This is a genomic window from Pantoea sp. ME81 (genome assembly GCF_903970985.1).
Lineage (GTDB): Bacteria > Pseudomonadota > Gammaproteobacteria > Enterobacterales > Enterobacteriaceae > Pantoea > Pantoea communis.
Genome location: NZ_CAJCKS010000120.1, coordinates 1 through 14785 on the forward strand (window position 1 = coordinate 1; position 14785 = coordinate 14785).

Sequence of the window (14785 nt, forward strand, 5' to 3'; positions counted from 1 at the left end):
TATCGTGGATCTTATCGATGCCCGCGTTAAGCTGAAAAAGCAGGGTAAGAACTATCACGCGTGCTGTCCTTTTCATAACGAGAAAACCCCCTCTTTCACCGTAAGCGGTGAGAAGCAGTTTTATTACTGCTTCGGCTGTGGCGCCAAGGGTAACGCCATCGACTTCCTGATGAATCACGATCGTCTGGATTTCGTTGAAAGCGTTGAGGAGCTGGCCACGCAACACGGCTTAGAAGTGCCGTATGAAGCGGGCAACGGCCCCAGCCCGATGGAACGTCATCAGCGCCAAAGTCTGTATCAGCTGCTGGAAGGCCTCGACGGTTTCTATCAGCAAAGCCTGCGTAACCCGCAAGCGACATCTGCACAAAATTATCTCGCCACACGCGGTCTCAGCCAGCAAGTGATCGATCACTTCGCGATTGGTTATGCGCCAGCAGGCTGGGATAACGTGCTGAAACGTTTTGGTCAGCAGAAAGAGGACCGCGAATCCTTGATGGAAGCGGGCATGCTGGTCAGTAACGATTCCGGCCGCACTTATGATCGTTTCCGCGATCGCGTGATGTTCCCAATTCGCGATAAGCGTGGGCGCGTCATTGGCTTTGGTGGACGTGTACTGGGCAACGATACGCCGAAGTACCTTAACTCGCCGGAAACACCGATTTTCCATAAAGGCCGTCAGCTATATGGCCTGTATGAAGCGCAAAAGAATCATCCGCAGCCAGCGCGTTTACTGGTTGTAGAAGGCTATATGGACGTGGTGGCGCTGGCGCAATTTGGCATTGATTATGCCGTTGCCTCGCTGGGCACCTCGACCACCGCTGAGCACATTCAGCTGCTGTTCCGCTCTACCGACACGGTGATTTGCTGTTACGACGGTGACCGCGCGGGGCGCGAAGCCGCATGGCGTGCACTGGAAACCGCATTGCCTTACATGAATGACGGTCGTCAGCTACGCTTTATGTTTTTGCCAGATGGCGAGGACCCGGACACGCTGGTGCGTAAAGAAGGCAAAGAGGCGTTTGAAGCGCGGATGGAGCAGGCTTTACCGCTCTCCACGTTTTTATTCGACAGCCTGATGCCGCAGGTCGATCTGAGCACGCGTGACGGTAAAACCAAGCTGGCCACGCTGGCGCTGCCGTTGATTAGCCAGATCCCCGGTGAAACTTTACGCATTTATATGCGTCAGAATCTGGGTAATAAACTCGGCATTCTGGACGATAACCAGTTAGACAAGCTGTTGCCAAAGCAGGCAGAAAGCGGCACTGCGCCAACGGCTCCCCCGTTGAAGCGCACCACCATGCGCGTGTTGATTGCGTTACTGGTGCAGAATCCGCAATTTGCCGCCATCGTTCCTACGCTGGACGGACTTGAGCAGTCAAAAATGGCGGGTTTGCCGCTGTTTGTGGAGTTAGTCAGTCGTTGTACGGAGAATCCTGGCCTGACGACCGGACAGCTACTAGAGTTATATCGCGGGACAGAATTTAGCCAGCCCCTTGAAACGCTGGCCACCTGGAACCACATGATAGTGGATGAAGAAGCAGAAGCCGTGTTCCAGGATTCACTGGCGAGTCTTTACGACTCAGCCCTTGAACAGCGCCTTGAAGCGCTTATCGCACGCGACCGTACCGAAGGCCTGAGCGCCGCCGAACGCCGCGAGTTCTGGGCCTTAAGCCAGGCATTAGCGAAAAAATAAGATTATTACCGGGTCAGAACTGTGAAGGCTGTGAAAGCACACATTCTGACTTGGGTGTACGGTTTTCGCTTTTTTAAGCACACCGTACGAGGGCCGTCGGCGTCGAAGCCAGTTTCGTTACCGCCAGCGCGCAGCAACCGGAGCATACTGAAGTACGTGAGGATTGTGAGCACTGCCGGGGACGAAAATGGCGAGTAAGCCAGGCCCGCAAAGAAAGAACTCAAGCGGCTTAAGTGCCGATATATGAAGGGTCGATACCCTGGCCGCGTTGAAGGCAGCGGCAAAAGAACAACGCCTTCACTGTTATAGTTGGCTCGCTGCCGACCGACACCAATCTAATTAACAGAAGTGTGGATACCGTCTTATGGAGCAAAACCCGCAGTCACAGCTTAAGCTGCTTGTCACCCGTGGTAAGGAGCAGGGCTATCTGACCTATGCTGAGGTCAATGACCATCTGCCGGAAGATATCGTCGACTCCGATCAGATCGAAGACATCATCCAGATGATTAACGACATGGGTATTCAGGTTGTTGAAGAAGCACCTGATGCCGATGATCTGATGCTGAATGAGAACAGTACTGATACTGACGAAGATGCCGCAGAAGCTGCCGCGCAGGTACTCTCTAGCGTTGAATCTGAAATTGGCCGTACTACTGACCCTGTGCGTATGTATATGCGCGAAATGGGTACCGTTGAGCTGCTGACGCGCGAAGGCGAAATCGACATCGCTAAGCGTATCGAAGACGGTATCAACCAGGTTCAGTGCTCAGTTGCCGAATACCCGGAAGCCATCACCTATCTGCTCGATCAGTACGATCGTGTGGAAGCGGGCGAATCTCGCCTGTCTGACCTGATCACCGGCTTTGTTGACCCGAACGCGGAAGAAGATATCGCGCCAACTGCCACTCACGTGGGTTCTGAACTGTCTGAAGAAGACCGTAACGACGACGATGAAGAAGACGAAGATGGCGACGACGACAGCTCTGACGATGATAACTCCATCGATCCAGAACTGGCGCGTGAGAAGTTCAACGATCTGCGCACCCAGTACGAAACCACCCGTACCGTGATCAAAGCCAAAGGCCGCAGCCACGCTGATGCCGTTGCAGAAATCAATAACCTGTCTGAAGTGTTCAAACAGTTCCGCCTGGTGCCGAAGCAATTCGACTACCTGGTGAACAGTATGCGCGTCATGATGGAGCGTGTGCGTACGCAAGAGCGCCTGATCATGAAGCTGTGTATTGAAATCTGCAAAATGCCGAAGAAGAACTTCATCACCCTGTTCACCGGCAACGAAACCAGCCCAAGCTGGTTCAAAGCGGCGCTGGCCATGAATAAACCCTGGTCAGAGAAACTGCTTGAAGTTGAAGATGATGTGACGCGTTCACTGCAGAAATTGCAGCAGATTGAAGAAGAGACCGGCCTGACCATCGAGCAGGTTAAAGACATCAACCGTCGCATGTCGATCGGCGAAGCCAAAGCGCGTCGTGCGAAGAAAGAGATGGTTGAAGCGAACTTGCGTCTGGTTATTTCTATCGCGAAGAAATACACCAACCGTGGTCTGCAGTTCCTCGATCTGATTCAGGAAGGTAACATCGGCCTGATGAAAGCGGTTGATAAGTTTGAATACCGTCGTGGTTATAAGTTCTCAACTTATGCGACCTGGTGGATTCGTCAGGCTATCACCCGTTCTATCGCCGACCAGGCACGTACCATCCGTATTCCGGTGCATATGATTGAGACCATCAACAAGCTCAACCGTATTTCGCGCCAGATGCTGCAAGAGATGGGCCGTGAGCCAACGCCGGAAGAGCTGGCTGAGCGTATGCTGATGCCAGAAGATAAGATTCGCAAAGTGCTGAAAATTGCTAAAGAGCCGATCTCTATGGAGACGCCGATTGGTGATGATGAAGATTCACATCTGGGCGATTTTATCGAAGACACCACGCTGGAGCTGCCGCTGGATTCTGCTACCTCAGAAAGCCTGCGTTCAGCCACCCACGACGTGCTGGCGGGTCTGACTGCGCGTGAAGCGAAAGTCCTGCGTATGCGTTTCGGTATCGATATGAACACCGACCACACGCTGGAAGAGGTTGGCAAACAGTTTGACGTTACCCGTGAGCGTATTCGTCAGATCGAAGCCAAGGCGCTGCGTAAGCTGCGTCACCCAAGCCGCTCCGAAGTACTGCGTAGCTTCCTTGACGATTAATCCTCGTTAAGACGAAAAACCCCGGCTCGCCGGGGTTTTTTATAGCCTTCAAAACGGAGTTAGCCCTTTTTCCTGCATCATTTTGCGCGCTTTGTCGCTCTGCAAATACTTCACAAACTGCGCCGCCGCCTGCTTCTGCTGTGTGCTGCGCGTAATCACCGCGCCGTATAGCGTATCCTGCTGCACCGTTGGCGGAATCAGTCCGACGATGGTAATCCCCTTCACCGCCTGCAGCTCGCTGTTCTGCTGGAAGCCCAGCTCCGCTTTACCTTGTGCCACCGCTTCACCCACCGGCGTGGCGGGGATCACAGACACTTTGCTGGCGGTCTTCGGCCCCAACTCCAGCTTGCTCAGCATCTTGCCTTGAATATATTTGCCGCTGGCACTGTCTGATATCGCGATACTGGAGGCTTCCGTGAGAACCTGTTTGAATTTCGCTACCGTGCTGATATCCGGCGGCGTCATGCCCTGCTTCACCGCCATCGCGATATAAGAGTGCGCCAGCACCTGATGGCTGCTGCTATCCACAAATTTGGCCTGCTCCAGCGGTTTGATGGCGTAATCGACCATCACCAGCACATCGGCATTATCCTGACGTTTCAGACGATTAGGGATAGCCTGTGGCGTATCGCCCATCGAAGGCGCCGCTTCCAGCTGCAGGGTATTGCCGGTTTGCTGCTGATAATCCTGCTTCAGGCTCTCAATCACCGGATACATGCCACCGGAGCTAAATACTTTCAGCGCCTCTGCCTGTGCCGTCTGTTGCGCCATCACCAGCAGCGCCGCTAACGCGATTGTGCGTTTCATCTTCCCTCTCTTTATTTGCCATAAAGATTTGGGTTTAGTCAGAAAACGCAAATTGAACAACTTTAGGGCCGCGTTAAGCGGAGCACGCTCACGCGATATTCTGTAACCAATCATGAAGTTGGCGATAAGTTGCCGCCATCTCCTCTATCGTCGCGCGGTTCAACCCGCTAGGATTGGGCAGCACCCACAGGCTCGTTTCGCCCAACGTTTGCGGCTGCTCGCCCCACTCTACTTTGCGCTGTCGGAACGCTTTCTGGAACGCATCCTTGCCCAGCACCGCCAGTGCACGCGGCTGATAGCGTAAGATCTTCTCCTGCAAACGCGCCCCACCATCGCGTAGCTCATCACCCGCCAACTCGTTAGCCTGAATGGTCGGACGCTCAACCAGCATAGTGATGCCACAACCGGTTTCCAGCAGCCGCTGCTCCTGTTCCGGTTTCAGCAATTCGCGGGTAAAACCGGCCTGATGGATCACCTTCCAGAAGCGATTGCCGGGATGGGCAAAGTGAAAGCCGGTGTGCGCCGATGACTTGCCCGGATTGATGCCACAAAACAGCACCTGCAAATCCGGTGCAATAATGTCCTGAATATCGTGCTCGCTCATGCACTCTCCAATCCTGCGCGCTGTTTCACCGAGCGACGGCTAACCGCCAGCATATTGCGCGCTTCCTCATCATCCGGACAGGCGCGCGCCAGCGCCACCGCACCGACCATTTCGGCCAGCATACTGGCGGCGACATCATCAGCCTGAGGATGGTGCATTTCATTGAGTGCCTGCGCCAGCCGTTGCCGCACCGCATCACGACGTTGCGAGAACAGCGTGCGTGTTTCAATCGGCAGATGGGCAATCTCACTCACCAGCGCAGGCATCGGGCAGCCTTCTCCCGGCGTGTTGCGATGGTGCTCAGAGAGATAGTTATCGATCAGTTGCGTCAGTCGCTCGGCTGGATCTTCGAGTTGGGTGATGGCGGCAAAGCGCTGTGCCGAATCGGCAAACATCTCGGCAATCACCGCTTCAACCAGCGCTTCCCGCGAATCAAAGTGCGCGTAGAAGCCGCCGTGAGTTAATCCCGCGCGCTTCATCAGCGCCGCTACGCCAATGCCTTCAGTGCCGCATTCACGCATCACCACTGCTGCCTCATCCAGTATGCGCTGCCGCGTGCGCGCCTTGTGGCTCAGCTTTTCCATCTCTCACCATCCTGCTCATCGTTAATGGCAATCAGTGTAATTATTACGATCATCATATTCCAGCTTGACGAAAAATATGATGATCGTCATATTAAGTTCCATCAGATATGACAACCATCATTTACAGGAACCGACCATGACACAACACCTGGCTTTGATTACCGGCGCATCCAGCGGCATTGGTGCAACTTACGCGAAACAGCTGGCCGCACGCGGCAGCAATTTGATTCTGGTGGCGCGTGATGCATCACGTCTTAACCAACTGGCGCAGTCGCTGCGTGACGCGCACGGCGTGGAAGTGAGTGTGCTGGCGGCCGATCTGACGCGCACTGAAGATTTGCAACGCGTGGCGCAAACTCTTGCAGACAACGAACAGATTACGATGCTGGTGAACAATGCCGGGATGGCAGTTGAAGGCGAGTTCGTCGCGGGTGATATCTCGCAAATACAAACCATGCTGACACTGAACATTGTAGCGCTGACGCAGCTGGCGCATGCAGCTGCGCAAGCGTTCTGCCGCCGTGGTGAAGGCACGATTGTGAATATCGCTTCAGTGCTGGCACTGGTGAATGAAATGGCGAATGGCGCGTATAACGCCAGTAAAGCCTTTGTGCTCTCGCTGACGCGCAATATGCAGCGTGAGCTGGCGGATAGTGGCGTGCGTATTCAGGCGGTATTGCCTGGCTTAACCCGTACTGAGATCTTCGAACGCTCAGGGAAATCGGTTGATGACCTGCCGCCAGAAAGCGTGATGGAGGTTCAGGATTTAGTCGCAGCCGCGCTGCACGGGCTGGATAGTGGTGAGCTGATCACCATTCCTTCAGTGGAAGATCTGGGACTATGGCAGAGCATGGAGAGCGCGCGCTTCGCCATCCTGCCGTATATCTCGTTGAATAAACCGGCTTCGCGTTATTTGTGAGATGTGAGTGGTGATTGAGATGAGGTGGAAGGATGGCCTTGTCTCAAAAACCTGCTGAGGTTGTGGGCTGATTGAGCGATCTTAGGTGGTGGGTAGGGATTTTTGCTTGGAGATCAAGGAGTCAGAGATTGTTCTAATTTTCACCAACCGATTGGCGAACGCTGGATCACCCCTCCGAGATACTTTATAATCCCCGCTCCGCTGGCCCCTTAGCTCAGTGGTTAGAGCAGGCGACTCATAATCGCTTGGTCGCTGGTTCAAACCCAGCAGGGGCCACCTAATTTTCCTACTTTTCCTAAAAGCTTTCGCAACATCATCAACCACTTGATAGCTCACTTGAATGCCCATTCGCGTGAAGAAATTCTATTGTTCGGTTCTTAACAATCTTTACCCATTCTTCAGCTGACAATTCCCATCGCTCGGGTGCGAACTCGCCACGATAACGCGCTATTAATACGTCGTATCCATCGGACTGCTCTTCAATTTCAATCAGATTTGCTAACAACATGCGCTGATTGAATGGCATTGAGGTAGATAAATAATCCTCGAGTAAATTATCCAACTCACAGTTTTCATCAATCAAATCACAATCCTGCCCAAAATGAGCGATTACCAAAGTATCGAGTTCACAAGGCTTAAGAGTGTTAGTATCCATAGATTTTCTCACGCAGCAGGATAAGCGGTTAAAATAAAATAGAGTTTTCCATTAAAGCTTTGAGCCTTAAGTATGACACGAACAGAATAAGCTTTCTTAAGCTCAGTACTACCTTTATCAATATAATTCCCGACTGAAAAGGAGAATCGGTGCTCTAAGGGTAGCTTTGATCCTGGACGCAAATATTTCACTGCTGCTTCAATTTGGCTACGTTTGACTGACAATATTTCTGAAATGATTAACTCAGCCTCTTTCACGCTGCGAAATGTACTGGCTCGGTTTGGGGCACGAGCGCCGGATAATCTTGCAATCAAATGTTCCGGAGTCTGTGCAACATGCCTGGCAATCGTGTGTCCTAACGCGCTACCTTCATGCTCCACCAATCGGATGCGACCGGAATAAATAGATGCAACTCGTGATGCCCCTGCTAGCGAGGCGAAGCCAATAGGTACAATTAAATCAACGGTCGCACCTATCTTGTAAGCCATCTCGGGATCGGCACCAAATTGGCTTGCTGCTTTTTCTGCCAGTTGTGCGGTAGCCGTTTCCATTCGGCGCCCCGTCCACAGTTGTTTAATCGAAGTATTGAGCGTGTCCAGGCTGTGAGATCCAACCACAACACATCCAGCTTTCGTTAACATAGTTGGCTCAGGCACGACGCACAAAACGCCAGCGCCAAAAATTTCAGCAACACCTCCCAGAACACCAACGCCGCCCCAAAGTCGGTTACTTAGTGTCTCACCTTCACTCACCGTTCCTTTTCGTAAAATGGCAGCAAGCTGCACAGGCGATATCGCCAGGGTTAAGCCGTCATCATCATTCATTTTAATCCTTTTCGGGTGAAGCTATGCGTATCGGATTAGATTCAGATTAGGTAGGAAGAGATTTTAAACAATAGTAATCTTCTTAATAATTACCATGAAAATGAATGTTTCAATCCGGGATAATAACACTAACAAACAATTATACATTCAACATTGAACCCGAACAAAGTCACATCCATACTGAAATCAGCATGCTATAGATTGAAGTTCTTATATTCCCTGAAAATACTTATCACTATGATGTCATTTGAATAATTTCGTAATACAACTAACAGCCATCAATGAAATCGTTATTTCGTCTTATAAAGCATGAATATCAATACAGCATCTTTATTTTTTGCATTACCATTGAGACAAGGGGCTATATGATTAACACTAAGTTTTATAAGAATACATAACTATCAGATAGATAATTTCTAAAAGGACCATTCGAGAGATGAAGAGAGCACTTTTGTGGTTAATTCAGTCATTTATCTACCTCATACCCCTCGCGGCCGTTGTAGCAGGGATCTACATTTTTGTCCGCTTTATGCCAAATTACGCGGCCTTCCTTAGCATATCCTGGGTGATCGTTGTTTCCTTCATCTACATCAAATACAACAGATGGTATTGAATATTTCCAACACCATCTGTCAGCACTCTCTTTTAACATCCAAACCAAGTCATCGATGAGAGAACTTCCCAACATATGAAGGGCGCGCAAGAGTAAACCAACCCATCACTCCCCTTCCAACCCGCAAACCTGCCACCTAACCGAACTCACGCCCTTTTCCAAACTAATCCTGCCCACCAGATTCTCCAGTTGGTCAGTCATGCTCGGTTTCCCCAGAACTTCCGCATTCACCTCCATACGATGCGGCGGATTCATATCTTCGCTGTGCAGTGATTGCAGGCGTAATCCGCTGCCGCCAAGGCTGTGCAGCATCAGGCTGCGCACCTGCACTTCATCTTGCGCCAGACAGATGATCTGCACTTTGTAGTGCTGCACTACTTCTTCCCCAGGCACCCGGCTCTGGCGATTTATGCCCTGCGCCAAATCGCGCAGCAGAATATTGGCGCACAGAATCACCATGCAGCCAATCGCCGCTTCCAGCAGCAATCCCATGCTACACAACACGCCAACGGCAGCTGTGCACCACAGCGTTGCGGCAGTATTCAGGCCGCGCACGTTGAGGCCGTCGCGCATGATCACCCCACCGCCGAGGAAGCCGATGCCAGAAACCACATAGGCCGCTACGCGTGAGGCATCGGTGGCGATGCCGGGTACGCTTTGCGTCATCAAAACAAATAAACAGGCGCCAGTGCTGACCAGCGCATTAGTGCGCAAACCGGTCATACGTTGGCGAAGCTGGCGCTCGCTGCCAATCAGCGCGCCCAGAACCAGCGCGACAGTGACGCGCAGTAAAAAGATTTTCCAATCCATCATAAACCTCACTCCGCTGCTTCAGGCAGGCGGAACTTCAGGGGGTAATAAATGGATTACAGCCGGTGCCGCTACCGCTGAAACTCAGCAGCATCACGCAAAAAAACAGGGGGAGATTCTGGAAGGAAATCCACCGTCTTAACGCACGGTTAAGACAGCGTTGAGGGCTATCTTACCGCAGGGACCTTTTGTAATCGTTCGGGACAGGTGTCCAATGCAGTAATCCTCTTGGGTAAAATTCGGCGCGATTGTAAACCTCGCGCCGGTTAATTGCTATCCAACTGCGCTTCTGTTTATCAAATGTTTACGCAGTTGCATCGCTCTCAAGCTGCATTAACAGCTCAGGAATCGCCTCCATTTCGATGTAATGCGTGGCGTGAGGAAAATCCTTTTCCTCGCCGATAAATACGGCGACTTCCGCATGGCTAAGCATGATGAAATCATTTTGATCGTTACCAAACGCGGTATATTTCTCGCTGCCAATCAACTCGCTCAGGGCGCGGTGTTTATTATTCCCCTGTGGCGTGATGTCGTAGAAACCATCGCTACGATGGGTGTGCACACTGACATCTTCAGCTTCAATCAATGCCATGACTGATGCTTTGTGCGCGTCTGAAAGCATCAGGATTTTCGTCACGCCCTCTTCCATCAACGCTTGTTCGCTGATCTCTTCACTGCTGAGCGAACGGATGTATTCATGGAATGGATGCGTTCGACTGGAGAACGAAAAACTCCATTCGCCATCCAGCACATAAGGGATCTCCAGAGCGACCAGATGGTGCGCAACCTGCTTCACAAAAGCGGGATTGAGTGTATGACTGGTTTTAATTTCACCCGCCTGATACGCCATGCCACCATTGCAGCCAATAAAGGTTGCCGTATGCAGTTCTTCAGAGAGCATCGGTAGCATATCGCGCACGGGTCTGGCGGAGGCAAAAATTAACTGATGTTGTTGCTGTAATCTGGCAAGGCTCTGGCAGAGTTCAGGCTCCACTTTTAAGCCACCTTTTGAGATGGTGCCATCAATATCGAATACGTAAATACCCATCAAATCATCCTTAATTCGTTGGCCATCATTAGCCGTTGGCGAAAATATCACCTCCTGATTGCCATGTAAAACTCAGGCTGTCTGAGCTGAATCTGACCGTGCTATCTTACCCACTCGCTATACCGCAATCGGATCAAGACCAATGGCAAAACAACGTGTAGGAATCGTGTTTGGTGGCAAATCGGCCGAGCATGAAGTGTCGTTACAATCAGCGAAAAACATCCTCGAAGCCATCGATAAGAGCAAATACGAGGTGGTGCTGCTGGGCATCGATAAACAGGGTGAATGGCATCTGAATGATGCTTCCGGTTTCCTGCTCAATGCCGATAACCCGGCGTTGATTGCCCTGAATCGCTCCGGCGAAAACGTCGCGCTGGTGCCGGGCAGTGCTTCGCAGCAGTTGATCACCCGTCAGCAGGCGCAGCCACTGTCACAGCTGGATGTGATCTTCCCGATCGTGCACGGCACCCTGGGTGAAGATGGATCACTGCAGGGCTTGTTGCGCATGGCGAACCTGCCGTTTGTCGGATCGGATGTGCTGGGCTCAGCGGTGAGCATGGACAAAGATTTCACCAAGCGTTTGCTGCGCGATGCGGGCTTAAAAGTCGCGCCGTGGATCAGCGTGACGCAGGCACAGCGCGCACGTCTGGATGCGCAAGCCGTGATCGATCAGTTCGGATTACCGCTGTTTATCAAGCCCGCCAATCAGGGATCGTCTGTCGGTGTCAGCAAAGTGGATCATATCGACGATCTGGCGGCGGCGCTGGATCTGGCCTTTACCTTCGATCGTAAAGTGCTGATCGAGCAAGGCATCAAAGGCCGCGAGATTGAGTGTGCGGTGCTGGGCAACGATGAGCCCGAAGCCAGCCCGTGTGGCGAAGTGGTGGTGCATGATGCCTTCTACTCCTACGACACCAAATACATCAGCGCCGACGGTGCACAAGTGGTGGTGCCCGCTGCCATCAGTGAAGAACACAGCGAAGCAATTCGGGCCGTGGCGATTCGCGCGTTCCAGGCGCTGGAGTGCTTTGGTATGGCACGCGTTGATGTGTTCCTGACCGAGAGCGGCGAGATCGTGGTGAACGAGGTGAATACCCTGCCGGGCTTTACCAATATCAGCATGTATCCGAAGTTGTGGCAGGCGGCAGGATTAAGCTACAGCGATTTGATTACGCGCTTGATTGAGCTGGCGCAGCAACGCCATCAGCAGAGCAGCCAGCTGAAAAGCAGCGTTTAATCTTCACGTTCCGGGTGCGCATGAATGCGCACCCTACAACGGTTAAACAGGTTTGTCATTGATGGCGATCGAAACAAATTAGCGTCAGGCAGTTGTGAGGTTGTCATCAATGGCGACCGAAAAAACCAGCACCAAGCCATCGTAAGGTCGCCATTCACGGCGACCAAAACAACCCAGCATCAAGCCATCTGATGGTCGCCACTCACGGCGACCATCACGCACTTCACGCCACGTCATTCACCATGCTGCGCGGCTCCATCGCCGGAGAAGTTTGGTTACGGCCATTGCGTTTCGAGAGGTAGAGATTTTTATCCGCTGCCGACACCAGACGGTTAATCACGCCCGGCCATTCCCGCTCACTCTGCGCACTGCCGCGCGCCAGGCCTAAACTGGCGGTGACCGTAACGGTGTTGCCCTGAATCCAGAACTTCTCTTTGACCATCGCCTGACGAATCGCTTCGGCCAGTTGGTAAAGTTGCAGATGGCTGTAGTCGAACACCACCACCACAAACTCTTCGCCACCAAAGCGACACACCATGCCGCGATTGCCCACCACGCGTTGCATGCGGCGCGCAATCTCTTCCAGCACGCCATCACCGGCATCGTGGCCAAAGTTGTCGTTAATGGCTTTGAAATAGTCGACATCCAGCATCACCACGCCTGCTTCGCGCTGTAAGGAGAACGGCTCCTGCTTCAGGCTTTCATACAGGCCGGAACGCGACAGCAGCTGAGTGAGGAAATCGAAATTCGCCCGCAACGCCAGACGATGATTGAGCTGGCGAATCGCATCCATACTCACCGCCACCAGCAGCGGGCTGAGGGCCACCGTTGCCACACCCAATCGCGCCGAGGTGAGATGGCTGATCGGCAGCAGTGCGTCATCGCCCTGAATATTCATTACGCCGTGGGAAACGAGAACGATCTCGGTGATACCGGTAATCAGGATCACCAGGCTTGTAACAGGAATCGGTAACACGATGGCGCACCAGATCAGCGCCGGCACCGGGAAGGTTAAGCTACCTGCCCCGCCAATCATCGCCCCCATGGTCAGTGACAGCACCACTGCCGCCAGCGGTAACAGCTTGCCCGGATGCAATAAGGTGCGCGGTGAAACGTTACGCAAGGAGCGCGCCAGCATCACCGGCAACAGCATCAGGGAAGTCGAGAATTGCTCGCTAAACCAGTCGCCCCACGCCACCACAAAGCGCGCGTTGAAATCGATGTCCTGCGCCCAAGCGCCCCAGGTGGCACAGGCGGCGGCACCGAGGAAACAGGCCGGGAAGATGCGCATGGCGTTGAACACCTGGCTGTTGGCCGAAGGTGGCTGCAGGTGTTTGATCAACATGCTAACTGAAACGAGGATAAACAGGATATTAGCGAAGTTCACGGTCACCGCAGGCAGCGCCCAGCCGGAGAACACCGTGTCGTTAAAAATCATCGCGGCAAAGCACACCAGATAGCTGGACGTGGTATGCAGGAAAGGATTTCGCACCATTAAACCGGCAATCAGCGCGTTCACCGGCCAAAACAGGGAGAACTCCTCCGGAATGCGCAGATGACTGCCAATAAAGCAGAAGAAAAGCGTAATCAGGAACAGCGAGAGTGCATTCTTTTTTAAATTATTCTCAGCAAACAGCTTAACGCGCATACGTCTGAACCCTGTAACCTGGAAATCGCTGCCTCTTGCCCACGGGCATCAGCAAGCATTTAACCTGAAATAACTGTGCGATGATTCGGCAATTAAGCGAGTGTTCGTCATCCTACTCTGCGACTGGGCAGCACTCAATGCGCCGGATCGGCGAGATGTGAGCGCGCTGGCAGGGTTGAAACCCGAGAAACAAGGATGAGAGCTGCTGCAATTATGCCCTGCAAATAAAAAAATCGGATATCCGAGATATCCGATTTTTATGCGAAAAACCAGTTCTTCAGCAAAGCGTTATTGCTATTTAACCGCAACGGGCCACTGACTCAGACGAATACCACGATCGCGCGCGTTTTCGCCGAAATCCTGTAGCACCGCTTTGACGTCCGGATCCAGGTACTCGGCGTTATCGTGATCAACAATCACCGTGCTGTTTTCCGGGATCTCCGCCAGCAATCCCTGCAGTTTTGGGTTGTGCATAAAGGTGAGGTTTTGCTGGAAGCGCAGCACGTAGTGATCGTCATAGCGCGTGAGCTGCAGCGCGTTGCGGTGGCTTTTGTAGATGCTATACAGAATCTGTGTGGCGATACCGATACCAATCCCCGCCAGCATGCCAAACACAATAATGCCGCCGATGGTGGCGAGGAACGGCACGTACTGCTGAGCGCCCATGCGGAACTGCTCAATGAACAGACGCGGCGTTGCCAGCTTATAGCCGGTATACAGCAAGACGGCGGCGAGGCTGGCTAAAGGAATGGCGTTGAGCAGATCGCTGAACCACAAGCCGCAGATCAGCAACAGCGCGCCGTGGATCAGAATCGACAGTTTGGTCTGCGCCCCGACGCTAACGTTTACCGAGCTGCGCACGATCACCGCCGTAATCGGCATCGCACCGAGGAAACCAGCAGTCAGGTTGCCGATGCCCTGTGCGAACATCTCTTTATTTGGCGAAGGTGCCGGATGCTGCGGACGCAGTTTTTTCAGCGCTTCCTGACTGAGCAACGTTTCCAGGCTTGCCACCAGCGCCAGCGTCACGGCAACCACCCAGACTGAAGGATTTTGCCAAGCCAGCCAGTCAGGGGTTTCCAGCTCCGCCGCCAGCGCTGACATACTATCAAAGGCCGGTAACGCAATGCGCGG

The 14785-nt window shown here is 52.8% G+C and carries 14 protein-coding genes and 1 tRNA gene; 5 read left to right on the plus strand and 10 right to left on the minus strand.

Annotated elements, in window-relative coordinates:
• The first annotated feature begins 1 nt into the window (after window position 1).
• Window positions 2–1693, plus strand: a complete 1692-nt coding sequence (gene dnaG / locus H7A81_RS18970) for a DNA primase (protein ID WP_255478996.1) — start codon at window positions 2–4, stop codon at window positions 1691–1693.
• A 364-nt stretch (window positions 1694–2057) separates the two neighbouring features.
• The gene (gene rpoD, locus H7A81_RS18975) at window positions 2058–3902 is read left to right on the plus strand and encodes an RNA polymerase sigma factor RpoD (protein WP_034828348.1); all 1845 of its coding nucleotides are present in this window, start codon (window positions 2058–2060) and stop codon (window positions 3900–3902) included.
• 48 nt (window positions 3903–3950) lie between these two features.
• Here rpoD and H7A81_RS18980 read toward each other — a convergent pair whose 3' ends face one another.
• The 3 genes from H7A81_RS18980 to H7A81_RS18990 all read right to left on the minus strand — a co-directional run bounded on the left by H7A81_RS18980 (window position 3951) and on the right by H7A81_RS18990 (window position 5897).
• Window positions 3951–4709: a substrate-binding domain-containing protein gene (locus H7A81_RS18980; protein WP_182058392.1), complete on the minus strand. Its 759-nt coding sequence runs from the start codon at window positions 4707–4709 to the stop codon at window positions 3951–3953.
• Between the two features lie 88 nt (window positions 4710–4797).
• On the minus strand, window positions 4798–5313 hold the full coding sequence (gene mug, locus H7A81_RS18985; protein ID WP_182058393.1) for a G/U mismatch-specific DNA glycosylase: 516 nt from the start codon (window positions 5311–5313) through the stop codon (window positions 4798–4800).
• Window positions 5310–5897 (minus strand): TetR/AcrR family transcriptional regulator, encoded by a 588-nt coding sequence (locus tag H7A81_RS18990; protein WP_182058394.1) that lies wholly within the window; start codon window positions 5895–5897, stop codon window positions 5310–5312. Before H7A81_RS18990 ends, mug begins: the two co-directional genes overlap by 4 nt.
• Window positions 5898–6033: 136 nt before the next feature.
• On the opposite strand from H7A81_RS18990, the gene H7A81_RS18995 reads away from it, so the two are divergent.
• Window positions 6034–6816 (plus strand): SDR family oxidoreductase, encoded by a 783-nt coding sequence (locus tag H7A81_RS18995; protein WP_182058395.1) that lies wholly within the window; start codon window positions 6034–6036, stop codon window positions 6814–6816.
• Between the two features lie 203 nt (window positions 6817–7019).
• Window positions 7020–7092 (plus strand) — tRNA-Ile (locus tag H7A81_RS19000).
• 40 nt (window positions 7093–7132) lie between these two features.
• Here H7A81_RS19000 and H7A81_RS19005 read toward each other — a convergent pair.
• From H7A81_RS19005 to H7A81_RS19020, 4 genes are all read right to left on the minus strand, one after another.
• The gene (locus H7A81_RS19005; protein WP_182058396.1) at window positions 7133–7471 is read right to left on the minus strand and encodes a contact-dependent growth inhibition system immunity protein; all 339 of its coding nucleotides are present in this window, start codon (window positions 7469–7471) and stop codon (window positions 7133–7135) included.
• A gap of 8 nt (window positions 7472–7479) precedes the next feature.
• On the minus strand, window positions 7480–8295 hold the full coding sequence (locus tag H7A81_RS19010; RefSeq protein WP_182058397.1) for an RNase A-like domain-containing protein: 816 nt from the start codon (window positions 8293–8295) through the stop codon (window positions 7480–7482).
• Between the two features lie 718 nt (window positions 8296–9013).
• Window positions 9014–9718: an MgtC/SapB family protein gene (locus H7A81_RS19015; protein ID WP_182058402.1), complete on the minus strand. Its 705-nt coding sequence runs from the start codon at window positions 9716–9718 to the stop codon at window positions 9014–9016.
• Between the two features lie 304 nt (window positions 9719–10022).
• Window positions 10023–10766 carry an HAD-IIB family hydrolase gene (locus H7A81_RS19020; RefSeq protein ID WP_182058398.1) on the minus strand — a complete coding sequence of 248 codons (744 nt, stop codon included), beginning with the start codon at window positions 10764–10766 and terminating at the stop codon, window positions 10023–10025.
• A gap of 142 nt (window positions 10767–10908) precedes the next feature.
• On the opposite strand from H7A81_RS19020, the gene ddlA reads away from it, so the two are divergent.
• Window positions 10909–12003 (plus strand): D-alanine--D-alanine ligase, encoded by a 1095-nt coding sequence (ddlA, locus tag H7A81_RS19025; RefSeq protein WP_182058399.1) that lies wholly within the window; start codon window positions 10909–10911, stop codon window positions 12001–12003.
• 84 nt (window positions 12004–12087) lie between these two features.
• Here the strand turns inward: ddlA and H7A81_RS19030 are convergent, their stop codons facing one another.
• The 3 genes from H7A81_RS19030 to H7A81_RS19040 form a co-directional block, all read right to left on the minus strand.
• Window positions 12088–12240, minus strand: coding sequence for a hypothetical protein (locus H7A81_RS19030; RefSeq protein ID WP_182058400.1), 153 nt, complete (start codon window positions 12238–12240; stop codon window positions 12088–12090).
• Window positions 12227–13651 carry a GGDEF domain-containing protein gene (locus H7A81_RS19035; protein ID WP_160868617.1) on the minus strand — a complete coding sequence of 475 codons (1425 nt, stop codon included), beginning with the start codon at window positions 13649–13651 and terminating at the stop codon, window positions 12227–12229. The genes H7A81_RS19030 and H7A81_RS19035 overlap by 14 nt, the downstream gene beginning before the upstream one ends.
• A 294-nt stretch (window positions 13652–13945) precedes the next feature.
• On the minus strand, window positions 13946–14785 hold an 840-nt coding region (locus H7A81_RS19040; protein ID WP_182058401.1), incomplete at its 5' end, for a SulP family inorganic anion transporter.